The following is a 21,062-nucleotide window of genomic DNA, read 5'->3' on the forward strand; positions in this document are numbered from 1 at the left end:
ATGGCCCACACGCTGAAGGACCTGACCGAGGTCATGGAGGCCGCGAGCGCGCCCGGCCGGCCCTCGCCCGACCTGCTCGCCGACGTCCGGCGCCGGGTCGGGCGCGGCAACCGGGCCCGTGCCGCCGCCGGGGCCCTCGGAGTCGCGCTGGTGGCCGGGGGGACGTTCGGGACGGTCCAGGCGCTGGCCGGGAACGACTCCGGCCCCGCCCCTCGCAGGCAGGAGGCGCTCGGACCGGCGATGACCGGCGTCACGAACGGCGCCTTCCCGGACTCCGCCCGGGTCGAGGGACTGCGACCGGTGGCGGAGGTGCACTACTCCGAGTTCGGCCGGACGGCCCGCCTCACATTCACCCCGACCGGCGAGTTCACCATGGTCAGGGCGGCCGACTGCGGGGACGCGACCGTCTTCGGACTGAGCCACGACACCCTGAGCAGTTACAGGTGCGGAGGGGAGGCCTACATGCTCACCACTCCCGGCGTGCCCGTCACCATCGAGACGACCGTCCTGTCCAGAGGGGCGGCCAGGGATGTGGGCAACATGCCCACACTCCCCGCGCTCAACCGGTACCTGGCCGCCCACAAGCCGACGCCTGGACACTGGAGCGTCCAGGTCTACAGCGGCCCGTGCACATCCGACACGTGCAAGACGCGGCATCCGCCGAAGCCATGAGCCGCTCCTGTGAAACCCGCCGGAGCGTGGACCCTGGAGGCCTACGCACGCTGAGCACGGAGCGGGCGCGTCAGGGGTTGTAGCGGTAGCCCATGCCGGGCTCGGTCAGGAGGTGCCGGGGACGGGTCGGGTCCGGTTCCAGTTTGCGGCGGAGCTGGGCCATGTACTGGCGGAGGTAGTGGCTTTCCCGGACGTACTCGGGCCCCCAGACCTCCGTCAGCAGGTACCGGTGCCCGATCAGTTTGCCGGGGTTGCGCAGCAGGATCTCCAGCAGGTGCCACTCGGTCGGCGTCAGGCGCAGGGTCGTGCCGTCGGACGCGGTGACGGTCTTGTTCACCAGGTCGACGGTGTGGTCGCCCACGGAGGCCGTGGGGACGGCTTCGCCGGGTCTGGCGCGGCGGGTGACGGCGCGGATGCGCGCGATGAGCTCCTCGACGGTGAAGGGCTTGGTGACGTAGTCGTCGGCCCCGGCGTCGAGGGCGTCGACCTTGTCGCGGCTGCCCGCCCGCCCGGACAGGACGATGATCGGGACGTCGGTCCAGCCGCGCAGGCCGTGGATGACGTCGAGGCCCTCGATGTCGGGCAGGCCGAGATCCAGGACGACGAGGTCGGGGCGGGCGGTGCCGGCGAGGCGGAGCGCGGCGGTGCCGTCGGCGGCGGTCTCGACGTCGTAGTGGCGGGCGCGCAGGTTGATGCGCAGGGCCCGCAGGATCTGGGGGTCGTCGTCGACGACGAGCACGCGGGTCATGGGCCGTCCGTCCGGGTCGCGCGGGGAAGCGAGACGGTCATTGTGAGGCCGCCGCCGGGGGTGTCCTCGGGGATCAGCTCACCGCCCATCGCCTCGGTGAGCCCGCGGGCGAGGGCGAGGCCGAGGCCGGAGCCGGTGTGGTTGTCGCGGTCCGACAGCCGCTGGAACGGCAGGAAGATCCGGTCGTGGTCGGCGGCGGGGACGCCGGGGCCGCGGTCGGCGACACGGAGCTCGACGCGGTCCCGGAGGGCGCCCGCGGTGACGAGGACGGGCCTGCCGGGCGGGTTGTAGCGCAGCGCGTTCGTGATCAGGTTGACCAGGACCCGCTGCAGCAGCGCCGGGTCGGCCTCGACCTCGGGGAGGTCGGCCGGGATCCGGACGCTGACGTCGTGGCCTTCGGGTCCGGCCTCGTCCAGGGCGCGGGGGACGACCTCGTCCAGGGCCAGCGGTCGGGCGGCCATGCCGAGGGCGCCGGCCTGCAGGCGGCTCATGTCGAGGAGGTCGGCGACGAGGCGGTCGAGCCGGTCGAGGGACTCGGCGGCGGTGTCGAGGAGTTCGGCGCGCTCCTCGGGCGTCCAGCGGATCTCGGTGTTGCCGAGGCTCTCGACGGCGGCCTTGGCGGACGCGAGGGGGGTGCGCAGGTCGTGGCTCACGGCGCTGAGCAGGGCGGTGCGCATCCGGTCCACGGCCTCCAGCGGCCGGGCCCGCTCGGCCTCGGCCTCCAGCCGCTGCTGTTCCAGCGCGGCGACGGCCTGGACGGCGAACGCCTCCAGGATGCGGCGGTCCCCGGCGGTCGGGATGCGTCCGCGCAGGGCGAGGGCGAGGCCCTCGTCGAAGGGGATCTCGGTGTCGGCCTCCTCCGGGGTGGTGCAGGGACGTCCGCCGACCGCGGCGATGACCTTCCAGTCGGCGGTGCCGCCGTGGCCGCCGGGCGCGGGCAGGGCGCCGGGGCCGCGCTCCAGGAGGGTGACCGAGTCGAGCCCGAAGGTCTCCCGGAGGCGCCCGAGCAGCGCGTCGAGCGCGCGCTCGCCGCGCAGGACGTTGCCGGCGAGGGTGAAGAGGACCTCGGCGTCCGCGCCGAGGCGGGTGGCCTCGCGCGATCTTCGGGCGGCGAGGTCGACCACGGCGCTGACGGCGGCGGCCACCACCAGGAACACGCCGAGGGCCAGCAGGTTCTCGTGCTCGGCGATGGTGAGGGTGTGCAGGGGCGGGGTGAAGAAGTAGTTCAGCAGGACGGACCCGGTGACCGCGGCGATGAGCGCCGGCCACATGCCGCCGACGAGCGCGACCCCGACGATGGCGGCGAGGAAGAACATGATGTCGACGGGCAGGGAGAACGCGCCGCGCAGTTCGGCGAGGGTGAGGCTGAGCAGCGGGAGGCCGAGGACCGCGAGGACGAACCCGGCGAGCCGGCGGCGCGGCGCCAGGCCGGTGTCCGCCGCGCGATGGTGCCGCAGGCCGCGGTGGGCGTGCTCGTGGGTGACCATGTGGACGTCGATCGAGCCGGACAGCGCGGTGGTGGCGACGCCGACGCCGGGGAACAGTGCCTGCGCGAACCGGTTGCGGCGCGAGACGCCGAGGACGAGCTGCGTGGCGTTGACGGCGCGCGCGAACTCCAGCAGCGCCTTCGGCACGTCGTCGCCGACGACCTGGTGGTAGGTGCCGCCGACGCTCTCGACGAGGTCGCGCTGGCGGGCGAGCCGGTCGGGGCGGGTGCCGGAGAGGCCGTCGCCGCGGATGACGTGCACGGCGAGCAGGTCGGCGCCCTTGGTGCGGGCGGCGATGCGGGACGCGCGGCGGATCAGGGTCTCGCTCTCGGGCCCGCCGGTGAGCGCGACGACGACGCGCTCGCGGGCTTCCCAGGTGCGGGCGATGCCGTGGTCGGCGCGGTACCGGTCGAGCTGCTCGTCGACCTTGCCGGCCAGCCACAGCAGGGCCAGCTCGCGCAGGGCGGTGAGGTTCCCGACCCGGAAGTAGTTGGACAGCGCCGCGTCGATCTTCTCCGGCGGGTAGACGTTGCCGTGCGCCATCCGGCGGCGCAGGGCCTCGGCGGACATGTCGACCAGCTCGACCTGGTCGGCGCGGCGCACGACCTCGTCCGGCAGGGTCTCGCGCTGGGCGACCCCGGTGATCTGCTCGACGACGTCGTTCACCGACTCCAGGTGCTGGATGTTGACGGTGGTGACGACGTCGATCCCGGCCTCCAGGATCTCCTCGACGTCCTGCCACCGCTTGGGGTTGCGGCTGCCCGGGACGTTCGTGTGCGCGAGCTCGTCGATCAGGGCGGCCTGGGGCGCACGGGCGATGACGGCCTCGGCGTCCAGCTCGGTGAACTCCGCGCCGCGGTAGGTGAGGGCGCGGCGCGGGACGATCTCCAGGCCGTCGAGGAGCTCGGCGGTGTGGACGCGGCCGTGGGTCTCGACGAAGCCGACGACGAGGTCGGTGCCGCGAGCGACGCGCCGCCTGCCTTCGGCGAGCATGGCGTAGGTCTTGCCCACGCCGGGGGCGGCCCCCAGGTAGATGCGGAGCAGCCCCCTGGCCATGGTCGGTCTCCTCCGTTCAGCCCCGGTACGGGGCGGTCCTGTCGAGGTCGATGTTGAGCTGGAGGACGTTCACCGCGGGCTCCCCCATGAACCCCAGCGCGCGCCCGGCGGTGTTCCCGTCGATCAGCGCGCGGACCCGGTCGACGCTCAGGCCGCGCGCCCGCGCGACGCGTCCGGCCTGCAGTCTCGCGTACGCGGGTGAGATGTGCGGGTCGAGGCCGCTGCCGCTCGCGGTGACGGCGTCGGACGGGACCGCCGGCCGCGCCGGAGCCCCGCCTCGGACGGGGATGATCCGGCCCTCGTCGACGTCTTCGCCCGCGGCGCGGCACTCGACCTCGACTCCACGGTACGTCGCGAGGAACGGCGTCGCGGGGCACGCCTCGTTGACGCTGACGACCCGCGTCGGGCGGACGACGGCGCCGCTCGCGTCGCGCGGACCGATCACGGAAAGCACGGCGCCCACGCCCCCGCCGGTGCAGTACGGACGCGCCCCGTCCACGCCTTCCCGGGCGCCGATCGCCTTGCTGCGCGCGCAGACCTGGGTGAGGAGGCTCTGCCGGGCGTTCGGGTCCGGTTTGCCCGCCTTGACCAGCGTGGGGTCGGGGAGGACGTCCACGACGTCCTCGGGACCGAGGTTGCTCGCGCCGGACGCCGCGGGGTCGTAGCCGTCGCCGGCGGCGGACGGGCGGCCCTGGAAGTACTGCTTGAGCGGCTCGCCGTGCCCGTCGGTGAACCTCTGGCCGATCAGTGCGCTGCCGGCGGCCCTGCCGTCCACGACGACGCGGGAGCCGTCGGCCCTGTGCCGAAGGCCGGGCGCCTGGGCGACGGCGGTGACGGCCAGCGGGTAGAGGACGCCGCAGACGGCGGTGAAGACCAGCAGCGCGCGGAGGGCCGCCAGATGCCGGCGGGCCCAGGCGGGAAGCGTGTTCATGAGATCCCCGGAATGAACTGGACGATGAGGTCGATCACCTTGATCCCGGCGAACGGGGCGAGGACGCCGCCCAGCCCGTAGAGGGACAGGTTGCGGCGCAGGAGCCGGGAGGCCGAGGTCGGCCGGTAGCGGACGCCCCGGAGCGCCAGCGGGATCAGCGCGACGATGACGAGCGCGTTGAACACGACCGCCGAGAGGATCGCCGACTCCGGGCTGGTCAGCCGCATGACGTTCAGCGCCTCCAGGCCGGGGAACAGCGACACGAACAGCGCCGGGATGATCGCGAAGTACTTGGCCACGTCGTTGGCGATGGAGAAGGTGGTCAGCGCGCCCCGGGTGATGAGGAGCTGCTTGCCGATCTCGACGATCTCGATGAGCTTGGTCGGGTCGGAGTCGAGGTCGACCATGTTCCCGGCCTCCTTGGCGGCGGAGGTGCCGGTGTTCATGGCGACGCCGACGTCCGCCTGGGCGAGCGCGGGCGCGTCGTTGGTCCCGTCGCCGGTCATGGCGACGAGCCGGCCGCCCTGCTGCTCGGCCTTGATGAAGGCGAGCTTGTCCTCGGGCCGGGCCTCGGCGAGGTAGTCGTCCACGCCCGCCTCGTCGGCGATCGCCCGCGCGGTCAGCGGGTTGTCCCCGGTCACCATGATCGTCTTGATGCCCATGGCGCGCATCCGATCGAACCGGGCGCGCATCCCCTGCTTGACGACGTCCTTGAGATGGACGACGCCGAGCACGGCCGCGCCGGGCGTCCCGTCCGGGCCGGGGCGGGTCTCGCCGACGGCCAGCGGGGTGCCGCCCGCCGCCGCGATGCCGTCGGCGACCTCCGCGAGCGCGGGCGGCACCTGCCCGCCCTGCTCGCGGACCCACGCGGCCACCGCCCCGGCGGCGCCCTTGCGGAGCCGGCGCCCGTCGAGGTCGACGCCGGACATCCGCGTCTGCGCGGTGAACGGGATCCAGTCGGCGTGCGCGAGCTCGCCCGGAGACCGCTCCCGCAGCCCGTACGCCTCCTTCGCGTAGACGACGATGGAGCGGCCCTCGGGCGTCGCGTCCGCGAGGCTCGACAGCTGGGCGGCGTCCGCGAGGGCCTCCTCGGTGACGCCGCCGACCGGGACGAAATCCGCCGCCTGCCGGTTGCCGAGGGTGATGGTGCCGGTCTTGTCGAGGAGCAGGGTGTTGACGTCGCCCGCGGCCTCGACGGCGCGGCCGGACATCGCCAGGACGTTGCGCTGCACCAGCCGGTCCATCCCGGCGATGCCGATGGCGCTGAGCAGCGCGCCGATCGTCGTCGGGATCAGGCAGACCAGCAGCGAGACGAGCACGACGCCGGTGACGCCGTTCCCGTCCAGCGCCGCGCTGTCCGGGACGCCTGGGTTGTCGGCCTTGGCGTAGATCGCGAACGGCTGCATGGTGGCGGTGGCGACCAGGAAGATGATCGTCAGCGCGGCCAGCAGGATGTTCAGCGCGATCTCGTTGGGCGTCTTCTGCCGGGCGGCGCCCTCCACCAGACCGATCATCCGGTCGATGAACGACTCGCCGGGCCGCTGGGTGATCTCGACGACGATCCGGTCGGACAGCACCTTCGTCCCGCCGGTCACCGCGTTGCGGTCGCCGCCCGACTCCCGGATGACCGGGGCGGACTCCCCGGTGATCGCGGACTCGTCGACGCTGGCGATGCCCTCGACGACGTCGCCGTCCCCCGGGATGATCTGGCCCGCCTCGACCACGACCACGTCACCGCGGCGCAACTCCGCGGCCGGGACCTCCTCCTCGTCCAGGGCGGCGGCACCGGGCGTCCAGCCGCGCAGCCGGCGCGCGAGAGTGCCCCGCTTTGCCTTGCGCAGCGTCTCGGCCTGGGCCTTGCCGCGCCCCTCGGCGACCGCCTCCGCCAGGTTCGCGAAGAGCGCCGTCAACCACAGCCACACCGCGATCAGGACCGAGAACGACGACGGGTCCGCGATCGCCAGGACCGTCGTCCACACCGCGCCGACCTCGACGATCAGCATGACGGGGTTGCGCCACATGATGCGCGGGTCGAGCTTGCGGAGCGCGGCAGGCAGCGAGACGAGCAGCTGCCCGGGGTCGAGCAGGCCGCCGCCCACCAGGTCCGACGCGGGACGGCCGCGTGCGGGGCGCCGTCCGGACGGCCTCGTCCGGAGGTTTCGGGGGGACATCAGTGGATCCCTTCGGCGAGCGGCCCGAGAGCCAGCGCGGGGAAGAACGTCAGGGCGACCAGGACGACCGCCACGCCCACGACCAGGCCGACGAACTGCGGGCGGTGGGTCGGCAGCGTCCCGGCCGACGCGGGGACGGGGGTCTGGCGGGCCAGCGAGCCCGCCAGCCCGAGCACGAGGACGATCGGGAGGAACCGGCCGAGGAGCATCGCCAGGCCGAGCGCGACGTCGTAGAACCAGGTCGCGGCCGACAGCCCGGCGAACGCCGACCCGTTGTTGTTGGCCGCCGAGGTGAACGCGTACAGCACCTCGGAGAAGCCGTGCGCCCCGCCGTTCAGCATCGACCCGCGCGGGCCGGGGAACGCCATCGCGATCCCCGCGCCGACCAGCACCAGCGCGGGGGTGACCAGGAAGTACAGCGCCGCGAACTTGATCTCCCGGGCGCCGATCCGCTTGCCGAGGTACTCGGGCGTCCGGCCGACCATCAGCCCGGCGACGAACACCGCGATCACGGCGAGGATCAGCATGCCGTACAGGCCCGAGCCTGCGCCGCCCGGCGCGACCTCGCCGAGCATCATGTCCACCAGCAGCATCCCGCCGCCGAGACTCGTGTAGGAGTCGTGCGCGGAGTCGACGGCGCCGGTGGAGGTGAGCGTGGTCGCGGCGGCGAACATCGCGGAGCCGATGACCCCGAAGCGGGTCTCGGTGCCCTCGGCCGCCGCGCCCGCCGCCTGCGGGACGGTGCCGTGGTGGACGGCCTGCGCCGCCGCCGTCGCGCAGACGGCGATCAGCGCCAGGACGGCCATCACCGCGGCGATCGCGTACCCCTGCCGCTTCTGCCCGACGAGCCGGCCGAACGTGCGGGGCAGCGCGGACGCGATCAGCAGCAGCAGGAAGATCTCGATCCAGTTCGTCCAGGCCGCGGGGTTCTCGAACGGGTGGGCGGAGTTGGCGTTGTAGAAGCCGCCGCCGTTCGTCCCGAGTTCCTTGATCACCTCTTGCGAGGCCACCGGCCCGCCCGGGAGCGCCTGCCGCTGCCCGGCGATCGTGGTGACGGCGTGCGGATCCGCGAAGTTCTGCACGACGCCGCCCGCGACCAGCACGACCGCGCCGACGGCGGCGACGGGCAGCAGGATCCGCAGGGTGCCGCGGGTGAGGTCCACCCAGAAGTTGCCGAGTTCGCCGGTCCGCTGCCGGGCGAACCCGCGGACCAGCGCGACCGCCACGGACATCCCGACCGCCGCCGACACGAAGTTCTGCACCGCGAGCCCGGCCATCTGCGTCGGGTAGCCCATCGTGGACTCGCCGGAGTAGGCCTGCCAGTTGGTGTTGGTGACGAAGCTGACGGCGGTGTTCCAGGCGACCTGGTCCTCCACGCCGCCGAGGCCCAGGCTGTACGGCAGCAGCCCCTGAAGGCGCTGCAACCCGTACAGCACGAGCACCGACACCAGGGAGAACGCCAGGACGCTGCGGGCGTAGACGCCCCACGTCTGCTCGACCTCCGGGTCCACGCCCATGACCTTGTAGAGGGCCTTCTCCACCCGCAGGTGCCGGGGCGAGGAGTACACCCGGTACATGTGGTCGCCGAGCGGCACGTGCACCGCGGCGAGCGCCAGGAGCAGGGACGCGACGAACACGATCCCCGCGGTCGTGGAACCCATTCAGAACCTCTCCGGGAAGAGCAGCGCGACCACGAGGAGGACGACCAGCCCGACGGCGAGCACCAGCCCCGCCGCGTTCTCGACGCTCACAGGCGCCCCACCGCCTTCACCACCAGCGCGAGCACCGCGAACACCGCGATGGTCAGCGCCACGAGCACCACGTCTGCCATGACTCCGAGTCCCTGCCGTCTCGTCCGGCGCCGCGCGATCCACGGCACACCCCGCAGAAAACACCCGTCAGCAGGACAAATGGCTCATCTTGACGCCTTCCTTACGCCCGACCGCGCGATCTTCACGCGCCCCCTACGGCCCTCCCCTTCCCGGGACGGCCGGAACCGGATGAGATCCTGGTTCCATGAGAGTCAGCGGTCCGCCCGTTGACCCCCCGCCCGGCCCCGGAAGCGCGACGGCCTTCCGGAGGGACGGCTACGCCCGGCTGCGCGACTACGCCGTGATCGGAGACGGGCGGAGTGCCGCACTGATCGCCGCCGACGGGTCCGTGGACTGGCTGGGAATGCCGGACCTGGACTCCCCCTCGGTGTTCGCCGCCGTCCTGGACCCCGCCCGAGGCGGCCGCTTCCTGCTGGAGCCGGAGGAGCCCTACACGGTCGCGCGCCGGTACCTCCCCGGGACGAACGTGCTGGAGACGACGTTCACCACCGACCGCGGCAGCGTCCGGGTCACCGATGCGATGACCCTGGATGCCGATGGGGCCCTGGGGCCGATGCGGGAGGTGCAGCGGCGCCTCGACGGCGTGGCCGGAACGGTACCGCTGCGCTGGAGCGTGCAGCCGCGGTTCGGCTACGGCGCCCACCGGCCACGCATCACCAAGCGGGCCGGTACCCCGGTCGCGGTGGCCGGAGCGGACGCGCTCGCCGTCTGCGCCTGGGACGCGGGAGAGCCCGAGTGCACCGACCGGTCGATCAACGGCCGCTTCGATGTGCGGCAGGGAGGGCGGGCCTTGCTGGCGATGCCGCTCGCCCACCAGGAACCGCTCGTCCTTCCGACCCGTTCCGAGTGCGATGCCCGCATGGACCACACCATCGCGGCGTGGCGCGACTGGGCCCGGGCCCGCTCCTGCGGCGGCAGGTGGCGGGACGCCGTGCTGCGCAGCGCGCTGGCGCTCAAGCTCCTGATCTTCGCGCCCTCGGGGGCGATCGCCGCCGCGGTGACCTCCTCGCTGCCGGAGCAGGTCGGGGGCGAACGGAACTGGGACTACCGCTTCTCCTGGGTCCGCGACTCGGCGTTCACCCTCGACGCGTTCCTGAGGCTGGGATGCCCCGCCGAGGCGGACGCCTACTTCTGGTGGCTCATGCACGCCTCCCAGCTCACACATCCGCGGCTGCGGGTGCTCTACCGGCTGAACGGCGGCGGCCACGCCCCGGAACGGACGCTCCCCCTCGACGGGTACCGCGGCTCCAGACCGGTGCGGATCGGCAACGCGGCGGGCGCGCAGACCCAGCTCGACACCTATGGCGAGCTGCTGCAGACCGGGTGGCTGTACGCGGGCGCCGCCGGACGGCTCGACGCGGACATCGCCCGGCGCCTCGCGGAACTGGCCGGCTTCGTCTGCGCCGCCTGGCGGGAGCCGGACTCGGGGATCTGGGAGGTGCGCAGCGCTCCCCTGCACTTCACGCAATCGAAGATGATGTGCTGGGTCGCGCTCGACCGGGCGATCGACCTCTGCGAGCGCGGCCTGATCCCCGACCGCGGTTCGGCCCATTGGCGGCAGGCCCGCGCGCAGGTGCGCGACTTCATCGAGACGCGCTGCTTCTCCTCGCTCCGCCACTGCTACACGCGCTCCGCCGACAGCCCGGAGCTGGACGCCGCAGTGCTGCTCGGCCTCCTGCACGGGTATGCGCGTCCCGGCGATCCCCGCATGCGCTCCACGGTCGATGTGCTGGATCGGGAACTGCGCCACGGCCCGTTCGTCGACAGGTACTCGGGCGAGGACGGGGTGAGCGGCACCGAGGGCGCGTTCCTGGCCTGCTCCTTCTGGCTGGCCGAATGCCTCGCCCGCACCGGACGCATCGAACAGGCCACGGCGCTGATGGACGACCTGGTCGGGCTGGCCAACGACGTCGGCCTGTACGGAGAGGAGATCGATCCGGCCACCGGCGCCTTCCTGGGGAACCTGCCCCAGGGACTGAGCCACCTGGCGTTGATCAGTGCCGCGTGCGCCATCGAGTCGATCACCGGGGAGGCGGGCGGGTGAGCGCCTGGGGGACCGCCGCGGGCGCCTTCGTCGGCACGCTGGTGCTGACCACCGTCCTGCGCACCGCCAGCGAGCTCCGGCTCACCCGCATGGACCTGCCGTTCCTGCTCGGGACCGCCGTGACCGCCGACCGGGGCCGCGCCAAGGCGCTCGGCTACCTCGTGCACTTCGCCAACGGAGAGGTGTTCGCGTTCGTCTACTACGCGGTCTTCCTCGCCATCGGCCACGCCGGCTGGTGGCTCGGAGCCCTCTTCGGCCTGGTGCACGGACTGTTCTCCGGCACCGCGCTGGTGAACATCCTGCTGCCGCTGGTCCACCCCCGGATGGGCAGCCCGCTGACAAGCGCCCCTCGGGTGGCCCTCCTGGAACCCCCGGGCTTCCTGATGCTCAACTACGGGCCCACAACACCCCTGGTCACCGTCCTCGCCCACGTCGGCTACGGCGCCATAGTCGGAGGCTTCACCACACTCGGCTCAACCTGACCCCCAACCCGACCCTCGGGTTGGGGGCGGTCGAGCCGCTGGGTGGTGGTCAGGTGATCGTGTAGGTCAGGTTCACGAGGCCGTCCGGGAGGGGCTGGACGTCGCGCAGTTGGAGTGTGTGGCGGCGTTCCGTCGTCCCGAACAGCGGCTTGGCCTCACCGGCGATCAGCGGGTACACGATGAGCCGGAGCTCGTCCACCAGTCCGGCGTCGATGAGGCTCGCCGTGATCCGGGCTCCGCCCATGAGGTAGATGTCCTTGCCGGGCTGCCGCTTGAGCTCCGCGATCTCCTCCACCTTGCGGAGGAAGCGGGTCTGCGGCCAAGCGGCCGAGGTCACGGTGCTCGACAGGACGTAGTGCGGGGTCCGCTCGGCGAAGCGGGACCATTCGATCTCGCCCGGGGTGGGGGTGTGGCCGGTCAGCGGGTGGGGCCCCTCCGGCTTGTCCTTGAGCGCGGTCCAGTACTGCTCGTAGCCGGGGTACATGCCCGCCCCGATCACGACCGCGTCCACCTGGGGCGTCAGGCCGTAGTCCTCCGACCAGGCCGGTACCCAGTCCGCGTATCCCTCCGGGCCCTCCACCTGCCCGTCGAGCGAGGTCTTGAAGGCGGCGATCAGCTTGCGCACGTCGTTCTCCCTGGTCGTTACCGCCGGTGGACTTCACCGGCGGTTCGACCCACCGACGAACAGGGCGCCCGCGCATCGACATCCTCGTCAAAGAACTTCGGGCGAAACCCCGGGCATGACGGAGGGGCGCCGTGCAAGTGGGCGGCTAGCCACGCAGGGCCCTGGTGGCTTGGTCGGCGATGGTCGCGACGATCTCGGCTGCGGACGCCCGGTCGCGGACCAGCCCGGCGCTTTGCCCGGCGTACAGGGCCAGGGCCGTGAGGTCTCCGCTCATGCCTTCGACCGGCACCATGTCGTCGTAGCGCATGTGGGTGCGGCCCTGGGCATCGCTGGCAATGGCCGCGCCCTCGCCTGGGCGGTCGGGCCTCGCGGGGCTGCCGGCCTCCTCCCAGGCGGTGAGGGTTGTGTTGCGCAGCGCGCGGTGCGGGGCGTTGGGCCAACCGCCGTCGAAGCACCTGGTGTGGACGCTGTCCTCGGGAGCGGCGCGCACGACGGCGTCCCGGTAGACCGGGTGGCTGGCGGCCTCGTCCGCGGTCAGGAACCGGGTGCCCAGCCAGCCCGCCTGCGCGCCGAGCATCAGAGCCGCGGCCAGCCCGCGTCCGTCCGCGATGCCACCGGCGGCGATCACCGGGGTCGGGCCGACCGCGTCCACCACCGCGGGCACCAGCGACATGGTGGTGACCTGGCCGCGCACATGGCCGCCGGCCTCCCAGCCCTGGGCCACCACCGCGTCCACGCCCGCGCGGACCGCGTCCACGGCCTCGCCCACCGAGCCGATGGTGTGCACATGCAGCGCACCGGCCTCGTGCACGCGAGCGGTCACGGCCTCGGGGGCTCCCCAGAAGGTGGAGATGACAGGCACCCCTTCGGCCAGGCAGGCCGTCAGGACGTCCTCTACGTCGAAGTCGAGGACCAGGTTCACGGCGAACGGCCTGTCGGTGAGTTCGGTGACTCTCCGGACCTGCCGCACCGCCTCAGCGGCGTCGACCCACGTCAGCGCCAGCGTGCCCAGCGCTCCCGCCGCCGAGACCGCCGCCGCCAGTTCGGGTGTCGCGGCCGATCCGATCGGTGCCTGGATCACCGGCACCGCTATGCCCAGCCGACCGCACAATGGCGTCGTCAACGTCCCGGCCACTCCGGCCCCCTCCATTGGTCAGACCTTTGACGGCCAACGGATTATACCTGCACCGAAAAATAGGCATTGACGCTGGGGCCCCGTGACGGCAATCTTGGACATGCATTGGCACTGGACTCTTTGTCGCAACCGCTCCAGCGAACTGCTTCGAGGCGGTGAAATGTTCACTCTCCTACTTGCATCCGGCGCGAAGAAGGACCGGGTCCAGTTGCTTTCGCCGCGGACTGTTGAGCGATCTCGGCAATCCCAAAATGGCCGTCTTCTTCAGTAGCCTGCTGCGCCGCCCGTCAATTCGCCGCGGCTTGGACATGGTGACCGGGACAATCCTGGTAGCCCTGGGAATCAGGGTGGCGGTCGAACCTCGGTAACGCAAAGACGGCGCCCGCTCCTGAGATCCCCGTTCTGTGCGGCATAGGCTCACAGGTGGCCGCCAGGCTGCGCCGCCCAATGGGCGATGAGCGCGGCGGCGAGGTCGGCCGCCCTCTCGTCGGGGAAGAAGAGCTTGGCGCCCTCCAGCTCGACGACCTCTGTCACGCCGGGAATGGTGTTTCGAAGCCGGTAGGCCCATTTCAGCGGGAAGAACTTGTCGGCGGTGCCCCAGACGATGAGCGTGGGAACGCGCAGCCGGGCGAGGTCGGGATCGATCGCCGGCAGGTCGCGGGCATGGAGGGAGAGCAGGAACCGCTCGAACCGGCGGGCCGATTCGCGAGTACCGAAGATCGGCTCCAGATAGGCGCGGACGACCTCCTCCGGCAGCGTCCGGACATCCTGATACCCGCTGCCGTAGACCCGCCTGCGCGCTCGCGGCAGGTCGCGGAGCATTCTCGGAGCCGTGCGGGCGAGCAGCCCGGCGCGCGCCAACATGATCACTGGCAGGAGCGCCCTGGGGGGCAGGTTGCCGTTGGTCTCGCAGTTGGTGAGGGTCAGTGTGGCGAGCCGGTGGGCGTTGCGGGCGGCGAACGTCTGGGCGATCGCGCCGCCCGTGTCGTTCGCGACGAGGTGGAAGCCGTCCAGGTCGAGGGCGTCGCAGAAGTCGCCGACGAAGCGGGCGAGCCCCGGCAGGGTGAAGTCCTGGTCCGGTGCCGCCGGCGTGGTGCCGTGCAGCGGCAGGTCGGGGACGACGCAGCGGCGGTCCAGCCGCTCGACCACGTGGCGCCAGAGGTAGCCGCTCGTGGCGAGACCGTGCAGGAAAAGGACGGGCGGCCCGTCCCCGCCGGTATCGGCGTACCCGACCGGCCCGGAGGCGGTCTGGACCCTTTGGCGGTGGCGTTCGAACTCGTCGGGCGTCATGAACCCTCCCAGGGCGGCACCTACCGCCCCACAAGTCGGCCGGGTGAATGGACCGACAGTCGGTCTGGTTTGCCAGACCGACTGTCGGGCGTCTCTTCCGGGGCGGTCGGCTCAGCCGTTCAAGGTGGCCATGAAGGGGGCCGGCCAGCGCTCACCCGCGGCGGCTCCCGGCGGGAACGTCTCGGCCAGGAGCCTGCGGTCCTCCTCGGTCAGTCCGACGTCCAGCGCGGCGGCGTTCTGCTCGACCCGTTCCGGCCGGGTCGTGCCGGGGATCGGGACGGCGTCCGGTACCGAGGCGAGCACCCACGCCAGCGCGACCTGCGCGGCGGTGGCACCGCGGTCAGCGGCGATCCGCTGGACGTGCCCGACCAGTTCGCGGTTGCGGACGAGGCTGTCCCCCTGGAAGCGCGGGTTGGTGCGCCGGAAGTCGTTCTCGGCGAGGTCGTCCGGGCCGCTGATGCTCCCCGTGAGGAACCCGCGGCCAAGGGGGCTGTAAGGAACGAAGCCGATGCCCAGCTCGTGCAGTGTCGGGATGACCTCGGCCTCCATGTCGCGGCTCCACAACGAGTACTCGCTCTGGACGGCCGTCAGCGGATGGACGGCGTGGGCGCGGCGGATCGTGTCCGCCGACGCCTCGCTGAGTCCCAGGTACCGCACCTTCCCCGCCTCGACCAGTTCCGCCATCGCCCCGACGGTGTCCTCCACCGGAACCCTCGGGTCCACCCGATGGAGGTAGTACAAATCCACATGCTCGACGCCGAGCCGCCTCAGTGACCCGTCGATGGCCCAGCGCACATGCTCCGGACGCCCGTCGGGGACAGGACCGTCCGGCGAATACGAACCGAACTTCGTGGCCAGTTCGACTCGGTCGCGCCGCCCGGCGAGGGCCTTCCCAAGTAGCGCCTCGTTGCTCTCGGGCCCGTAATGGTCGGAGGTGTCGAAGAAGGTGACACCCAGCTCAAGTGCCCGGTCGATGGTGGCGATGGCGCGCTCCTGCGCGACCGGGCCATAGCCGAATGTCATTCCCATGCAGCCGAGGCCCATGGCGGAGACCTCCGCCCCCTGGCTGCCCAACGCACGCCTCAACATTCGAATACTCCTTGGCTTTGGGGGATGCCGTGCCTCAGGCGGTGGTGGAGGCGCGGAAGCCGGCGACTCTCGAGCCGAAGTCCACCTGTGGGGCCGCGACGAGCAGATCGGCGAACCGCTCCAGCAGTTCCTGCACGTAAGGAGCGGTGAAATGGGCATCGCATGCGGCCTGGTCGACGTACTCCTCGTACACCAGGAAACGGACCTGGTCGTGGCGCACCACCGAGTAGGCGACCGCTCCCGGCTCCCGCGCCGTCCGCTCCGCGACCTCGGCCAGGGCCGCCTCCACCTCGTCGCCCCGGCCGGGAACGGCCTCCAGCCTCGCCATCGCAACCGTCATCGCACTGCCTCCCGTCGTTCGGTCAGTGCCGAGTCTCCGGCCCCTCCGGCAGCGACGGATAGTAGAAATGCGACGTCCCTCGCCCGAGCACCGCCATCGGGGACTCCCCCGTGATGCGTCGGAACTCGCGGATGAAGTGGCTCTGGTCGTAGAAACCGGCATCCAGCGCAGCGTGCACATAGTCCGTGCTCCCGCTCAGCAGCAGCGGCCGCACCACCGACCGGAACCGGGCCAGACGCTGGAACTCCTTGGGCGTCGCGCCGGCGGCTCTGGGGAACGTCCGCTGCAACTGCCGCGTCGTCAGCCCCAGCTCGCTCGCCAGCCCGTCCACCCGGGCCGTCCCGGGACGGGCATGAAGCACCCGGACGGCAACGTCCACCCGGGACTCCTCCCGCCCGTGCGAGCGTCGCAACTCCTCCAGCCCGCGGTCCAGCGCCCGGGCCCAGGCCGTCGACCGCGACGGCGGGCCCGCCTCTGCGACCTGTTCGACGATCCGGTTCCCGAGGCGTCCCCACAGATCCTCGGCGCTCACCACGCGGTCGGCCAACTCAGCCAGTCCCTGCCCGGTGAAGTGGCGCAATGCGCCCGCGCGAAAACGGACGGCGACAAAGCTCGCTTCACTGCGGGGTTTCAGCGACCAGCGTGTCCGGCGCAGGCAGACGGCATGGGCGCGCGGCAGAGGCGCACCGTCCAACTCGACGCCGCCCGCCAGGTGGATCCAGAACTCCGCGCCGGTGCCGGGGAACACCACTGGCAGCTCCGTCGCACCGGCACACCACCAGTAGCGCTCGATCAATCCCCGCAGCGGCGGCGCCGGCAGCACGCGCCCGATCTGGAGCACCCCTCCAGCCTACCTGCCGTCCTCGCGCGATCTCTGGGGCGTGATCAGCGGCGCCCATCGGGTTCCCGGGCGTCAGGCGGCGGTGCGCTCCAGCATGTCGTGCATGTAGGCGCGGAAGCGGCGGAGGGTCGGGGGATGGTCCGCGAAGCGGCGTGTGCCCTCCGCGTCGACGAGGCCCACGTGGATGAACCCGTTCACCATCCAGATGATGTTCCAGAGGCCGAGTTCGAGGTCGTAGCCGGGGCGGACCGCGTCCTTGAACATCTCGACGAGGGCGCCGAGCAATGGCCGGTACAGGCCTTCGACGTCCTGCACGTCGGCCGCGTCCTGGAGCCAGCGGTGCAACCACAGGGCCCGCAGCTCCGGATGGGCGATCGAGTAGTCCAGGTAGCCGTCCACGAGCGTGTGCAGACCGGCCATGTCGGGCGAGATGCGCTCCATCACGCCCCTCATGTACACGGCCTCGGCCCTGGAGTACCGGGTCATCACCTCCAGGTAGAGATGCTGCTTGTCCTCCACGAGACGGCTGACCTGCTTCGCGCTCATCCCGGCGGCCGCCCCGATCATCTGCAGCGTGGTGCCGTCGTATCCGAGTTGGACGAAGAGCCTGGCCGCCGCCTGGATGACCAGCTCACGCTCCTCCCCCGCGCCCTCCTGGGCAGCCACAGTCCCCCCTTCCCAGAAACACGCTCTCCCGTCCTCGGTCCTTCCCCCCGTCGCCCACGACACCCGCCGCCCGGCGTGAAATAACCCTGCATTGCGGTCATATCTGGACAAGTCCGCATCATCCGCTTGCCCTTGCGCCCGGAGCGCGCCACCGGTCGGGCGGGGCTCTCCGCCCGACCGGTGCCACGTCATCTCATGACTCGGCCGTCACGCCGGAGGCGTGAAGTCGAAGAAGGCCGTGCAGTTGCGCGGCCAGCGCGGATTGCCTCCCCGGCCGGGAACGGGCGACACCCTGCACGACGTCTGGCGTATGACGTCGTGGCCGGCCGCGTCCGTGCCACGAACGGTGATGTGGATCCGGTTGGCGCCCTGGGAGATCACGGAGATGTCGTCGGCCCCTCTGACGGGGTAGCCGGGCAGGCTGGAGATGTCGTGCCAGGAACCCAGGTTCGGATCGTAGACATGGGTCCGGCCGTTCTGGCCGACCACGCCGATGTACTTGTCGTCGCCCAGCATCGTGCTGTCGAGGCCCAGGCTTCTCGGCCCGGTCGGACCCGTCGCCCCCTGAGGCCCGGTCGCTCCGGTCGGCCCGGTCGCTCCCGGACTTCCCGAGGGGCCGGTGGCCCCGGTAGGGCCGGCCACGACTCCACCGGCGGGTCCCGTCGGGCCGGTGGCCCCCACCGGACCAGTCGGTCCGGTGGCACCGGGCTCACCGGCCCCGGGTCCCGTCGGGCCCGTCGCGCACGAATGCTCGCATCCGTGGTGGCCCTCATCGCATGCGGGCGGATGACATCCGCCGGGCCGAGCGTCTCCGCGCTGGAGCACTGCGGCGGATGCGCCTTGCGGTGTCATCGCCAGCGTGGGGGCCGACACCAGGGTGAGCCCGCCGGCGGCCGCCAGCGCTACCAGCAAGGGGCGCCCCTGTGCGAGTGTTCGCCGATCGCGCCGTTTCCTGTAGTAGGTCAACTTCATCCCTCTTCTACGAATTGCACGAACTGTCTTTCGAGGCACCGCGGACGCGGCGTGCACTAAATCCCCACTCGGACGCGAGATCAGCTCATGGCGAAAGAAAGAGTTCAACAACAAGGCGGAGCCGACTATTCGCAAGCCACAGCGCAGTCAAAATCTCGGCATGCCGCTATACGGAGCCGAAACCGGACTTACCCTGCGCGGGCGGCGGTCAGCTTGTGCGGCGCCAGACGGCCCAGGCCCCCGTGTACGTCCAGCGGGCGGCCACGAACGTGAAGTTCGCGGGTGCGCCCGGCCAGCTCTTCGCGGGTGGCGTCCCGGGATCCCAGGGGACGACGGCCAGTGTCGCGTCCGGAGCCAGGGTCGAAGGATCGAAGCGGTCCAGGGGCCTCAGGTGCGTCCGCACCTGGAACGCCTGGGACACCCACACCCGCCACGGCACGCCCCCGTAGTCCAGCGCCACCACGTCGCGCGCGGTGAGCCCCGCCACGGCCAGGCTGGTGGCGGAGTCGAGCCTGCGCCCCCAGTACCGCGTCTCCCGGACGCTGACCGCCGTCACGACCGCGATGTTCAGGACGACGACGAGAACGAGCGCCGCCGCGGCCATCCGGCGGTTCTTCAGCAGGACCAGCAGCGCCAGCCCGGGGAGCACCGCAAGCGTCGCCCATCCTGGTTTCAGGGCGTCCCAGCTCCACGTCACCACGCTCATCTCGGGGAAGTCGAACACTCCGAAGAAGTCGGTGTACAGGCGCTGACCCGCGTGCTGCATCACCATCACGGCGCACAGCAGCGTCACCATCACCGTGGCGACCGCGGCGCGCTGAACTTCCCTGCGGGGTCGGCGCAGCGCTAGAGCGGCACCCGCCAAGAACAGGACCGGTGCAAAGCAGGCCAGGTAGCGGCCGTAGGCGAAGTTCGCGACCGTCCCCTCGTCCGGCACGGCGGCCGAAGACGCAAGGGCGATCCCCGCCATCGCGGCCAGGACGGCCAAGGCCGACACCCGCAGCGCCCGACCCGCCCCGCGCCGTACCGCGACGAACCCGGCGGCCGCCAGGCCCGCTCCTGCCACTCCCCATGTGGACACGACGAGGTACCAGAGCTTCCCCGCCGTGAGGCCCAGCGTCCAGCCCCAGCCGTCCAGGCTCGTCAGCCGCTGGACGAGGAAGCCGTCCAGGTCCATGGGGCCGCCGGGATAGATCTGCGACTGAAGCATCCTGTTCAGCAGAGCACCCGCGGCCACGCCCAGCGCCAGGACACCGGTCGCGGCGGCGACGTCGCGTCTGGGCGCCCAGCGGCGGACGAACACGGCCATCAGCAGCGCCGCGTGCACCACCACGATGACGTCGCCGCGGACATGCACACTGGCGGTGTAGGCCGCCAGCGCGGCGGCCGCCGCCCCGTGCCCCATTCCGCCTCGGGACATCCAGGAATGGATGCACAGCATCCACCCGAGGACGACCACGGGCAGGACCGCGTCCGTCAGGGCGAACTGCCCGTAGTAGAGAGCGGACGGCAGCAAACCGGTCGTCATGGCGACCGCGTACGCGGGCACGCGCGACAACCCCAGGCGTCTCAGCGCCGCGTAAGCGAGCACGAAGAGAAACGCGCCGATCAGCGCGTTGATGACCAGCACGATCCGGTAGACGGTCGCCGGGTCGTCGCTCGCATGGAACGCCGGACTGATGAGCAGCGGGTACCCGCCCTCGTAGAGGGTGCGACCCGACAGATCTCCTCGGTCACCGCCGGACAGGAGACGGGCCGCCAGGAGATAACCGGTCTCGTCCGGAACGAGAACGGGCATCCGGTGGAACGGCAGGAACAGCAGCCGCACCACGAAATGCGTCAGCCAGCCGCCGGCGAGCAGCGCCGGCCACCAGAGCGTCCGGCGCCCGGTCCCGCCGACCGTCGGCGCCGGCCGCCACGCCCGCTCGGGCGGCCTCAAGACTTCGAGCGATCCCATGGCGCCGCGCCGCCTCCGTCCACATCCGGCATTCCTTCATCGGAAACGGCGCCCGACCCTCATCGATCGGCCGTCACGCTGATCGGACCGGCCGGCGCCACCCATCATGATCACTCTTCGCTTGCGCGAGTTTCGGATTCCCCTGGGGCGACCACCGAAATCAAGGACGGACTTTGTCGCCCGATGACCAAATGGAAGCCATTTCGCACCACGTCAGATGTCGACCTGGGAGCCCATGGTGACCGTGCGGTTCTCGGGGAGGCGGAAGTATTCGGCGGGGTCAGCGGCGTTGCGGGCCAGGGAGGAAGAGCCTCTTGCACCACTGGCGCATGCCGGGCGCCCAGGTGAGCTGCGGGGTGATCCGGGACAGGAAGTAGGAGGCGTGGTCGGGGTCGAAGCGCAGCTCGGGGACGGGGAGCGCGGCGGCGCGGCGCAGCGCGGCGGGGAGGTCCTGCGGGAGGGCGATCGGGGTGACGGGACCGAAGAGGCCGCCGACCCGATGCGTCCCCCAGCGCTGCGCCATGAACAGCAGCGTCAGGACCGCTCCGTGGTCGATCGAGAAGACCGTCTGCAGGGCGTACAGCGGGCTGGTGCCGATGTCGCCGTAGACCACGCCGAGAGCGCCCAGCATCAGCACGCCGCGCCCCCGCGCCCAGGACGTGAGGGCGCCGTTCCCGGACGCGGGCGGCCCCGGCGTGTCCTTCGCCGTCCGCGGGTCGGTCAT

General features: G+C 71.8%; 19 protein-coding genes and 1 pseudogene. 3 read left to right on the forward strand and 17 right to left on the reverse strand.

Annotation, left to right across the window (positions count from 1 at the left end; translation table 11 throughout):
- Entirely contained in the window at positions 1–672 is a 672-nt protein-coding gene (locus K4S16_RS26725; protein ID WP_149261784.1) for a hypothetical protein, read from the forward strand.
- Positions 673–742: 70 nt separating this feature from the next.
- Here the strand turns inward: K4S16_RS26725 and K4S16_RS26730 are convergent, their stop codons facing one another.
- Genes K4S16_RS26730 through K4S16_RS46535 form a run of 7 tightly spaced genes read right to left on the reverse strand, consistent with a single transcriptional unit; the run spans position 743 to position 8,944 of the window.
- Entirely contained in the window at positions 743–1,420 is a 678-nt protein-coding gene (locus tag K4S16_RS26730) for a response regulator (RefSeq protein ID WP_149261785.1), read from the reverse strand.
- On the reverse strand, positions 1,417–3,963 hold the full coding sequence (locus K4S16_RS26735) for a sensor histidine kinase KdpD (protein WP_149261786.1): 2,547 nt from the start codon (positions 3,961–3,963) through the stop codon (positions 1,417–1,419). Before K4S16_RS26735 ends, K4S16_RS26730 begins: the two co-directional genes overlap by 4 nt.
- 16 nt (positions 3,964–3,979) lie before the next feature.
- Positions 3,980–4,894: a potassium-transporting ATPase subunit C gene (locus tag K4S16_RS26740; RefSeq protein WP_149261787.1), complete on the reverse strand. Its 915-nt coding sequence runs from the start codon at positions 4,892–4,894 to the stop codon at positions 3,980–3,982.
- Complete coding sequence (gene kdpB / locus K4S16_RS26745) at positions 4,891–7,065, reverse strand: potassium-transporting ATPase subunit KdpB (protein ID WP_149261788.1); 2,175 nt, start codon at positions 7,063–7,065, stop codon at positions 4,891–4,893. The genes K4S16_RS26740 and kdpB overlap by 4 nt, the downstream gene beginning before the upstream one ends.
- Positions 7,065–8,726 (reverse strand): potassium-transporting ATPase subunit KdpA, encoded by a 1,662-nt coding sequence (kdpA, locus tag K4S16_RS26750; protein ID WP_149261789.1) that lies wholly within the window; start codon positions 8,724–8,726, stop codon positions 7,065–7,067. Before kdpA ends, kdpB begins: the two co-directional genes overlap by 1 nt.
- Positions 8,727–8,816 (reverse strand): K(+)-transporting ATPase subunit F, encoded by a 90-nt coding sequence (gene kdpF / locus K4S16_RS26755; protein WP_149261790.1) that lies wholly within the window; start codon positions 8,814–8,816, stop codon positions 8,727–8,729.
- Positions 8,813–8,944: a hypothetical protein gene (locus tag K4S16_RS46535; protein ID WP_268843276.1), complete on the reverse strand. Its 132-nt coding sequence runs from the start codon at positions 8,942–8,944 to the stop codon at positions 8,813–8,815. The genes kdpF and K4S16_RS46535 overlap by 4 nt, the downstream gene beginning before the upstream one ends.
- A 137-nt stretch (positions 8,945–9,081) precedes the next feature.
- Here K4S16_RS46535 and K4S16_RS26760 point away from each other — a divergent pair, with 137 nt between their 5' ends.
- Together K4S16_RS26760 and K4S16_RS26765 are read left to right on the forward strand one after the other, a co-directional pair.
- The gene (locus K4S16_RS26760; protein ID WP_149261791.1) at positions 9,082–10,941 is read left to right on the forward strand and encodes a glycoside hydrolase family 15 protein; all 1,860 of its coding nucleotides are present in this window, start codon (positions 9,082–9,084) and stop codon (positions 10,939–10,941) included.
- A complete protein-coding gene (locus tag K4S16_RS26765; protein WP_149261792.1) occupies positions 10,938–11,423 on the forward strand; it encodes a hypothetical protein in 486 nt (161 codons plus the stop codon). The genes K4S16_RS26760 and K4S16_RS26765 overlap by 4 nt, the downstream gene beginning before the upstream one ends.
- Before the next feature lie 49 nt (positions 11,424–11,472).
- Here the strand turns inward: K4S16_RS26765 and K4S16_RS26770 are convergent, their stop codons facing one another.
- The 10 genes and pseudogenes from K4S16_RS26770 to K4S16_RS46980 form a co-directional block, all read right to left on the reverse strand.
- Complete coding sequence (locus tag K4S16_RS26770; RefSeq protein ID WP_149261793.1) at positions 11,473–12,048, reverse strand: dihydrofolate reductase family protein; 576 nt, start codon at positions 12,046–12,048, stop codon at positions 11,473–11,475.
- 145 nt (positions 12,049–12,193) lie between these two features.
- Positions 12,194–13,198 carry a nitronate monooxygenase family protein gene (locus K4S16_RS26775; protein ID WP_149261794.1) on the reverse strand — a complete coding sequence of 335 codons (1,005 nt, stop codon included), beginning with the start codon at positions 13,196–13,198 and terminating at the stop codon, positions 12,194–12,196.
- A 402-nt stretch (positions 13,199–13,600) separates the two neighbouring features.
- Positions 13,601–14,473 carry an alpha/beta fold hydrolase gene (locus K4S16_RS26785; RefSeq protein ID WP_149261795.1) on the reverse strand — a complete coding sequence of 291 codons (873 nt, stop codon included), beginning with the start codon at positions 14,471–14,473 and terminating at the stop codon, positions 13,601–13,603.
- Positions 14,474–14,584: 111 nt separating this feature from the next.
- Entirely contained in the window at positions 14,585–15,562 is a 978-nt protein-coding gene (locus K4S16_RS26790; protein ID WP_149261796.1) for an aldo/keto reductase, read from the reverse strand.
- A gap of 34 nt (positions 15,563–15,596) precedes the next feature.
- On the reverse strand, positions 15,597–15,902 hold the full coding sequence (locus K4S16_RS44505; protein WP_160161046.1) for a putative quinol monooxygenase: 306 nt from the start codon (positions 15,900–15,902) through the stop codon (positions 15,597–15,599).
- A 22-nt stretch (positions 15,903–15,924) separates the two neighbouring features.
- Positions 15,925–16,743 (reverse strand): helix-turn-helix domain-containing protein, encoded by an 819-nt coding sequence (locus K4S16_RS26800; protein ID WP_149261798.1) that lies wholly within the window; start codon positions 16,741–16,743, stop codon positions 15,925–15,927.
- A 72-nt stretch (positions 16,744–16,815) separates the two neighbouring features.
- Positions 16,816–17,409: a TetR/AcrR family transcriptional regulator gene (locus tag K4S16_RS26805; protein WP_160161047.1), complete on the reverse strand. Its 594-nt coding sequence runs from the start codon at positions 17,407–17,409 to the stop codon at positions 16,816–16,818.
- A 207-nt stretch (positions 17,410–17,616) separates the two neighbouring features.
- Entirely contained in the window at positions 17,617–17,925 is a 309-nt protein-coding gene (locus K4S16_RS45205) for a hypothetical protein (protein WP_200842139.1), read from the reverse strand.
- A 664-nt stretch (positions 17,926–18,589) separates the two neighbouring features.
- Positions 18,590–20,338 carry a hypothetical protein gene (locus K4S16_RS26815; RefSeq protein ID WP_149261800.1) on the reverse strand — a complete coding sequence of 583 codons (1,749 nt, stop codon included), beginning with the start codon at positions 20,336–20,338 and terminating at the stop codon, positions 18,590–18,592.
- Positions 20,339–20,870: 532 nt separating this feature from the next.
- Positions 20,871–20,966: pseudogene (locus tag K4S16_RS46980) on the reverse strand (KUP/HAK/KT family potassium transporter); the annotation flags it as partial.
- Positions 20,967–21,062 lie beyond the last annotated feature (96 nt).

Origin of the sequence: Actinomadura sp. K4S16 (assembly GCF_008327685.1) — a bacterium.
Lineage (GTDB): Bacteria > Actinomycetota > Actinomycetes > Streptosporangiales > Streptosporangiaceae > Spirillospora.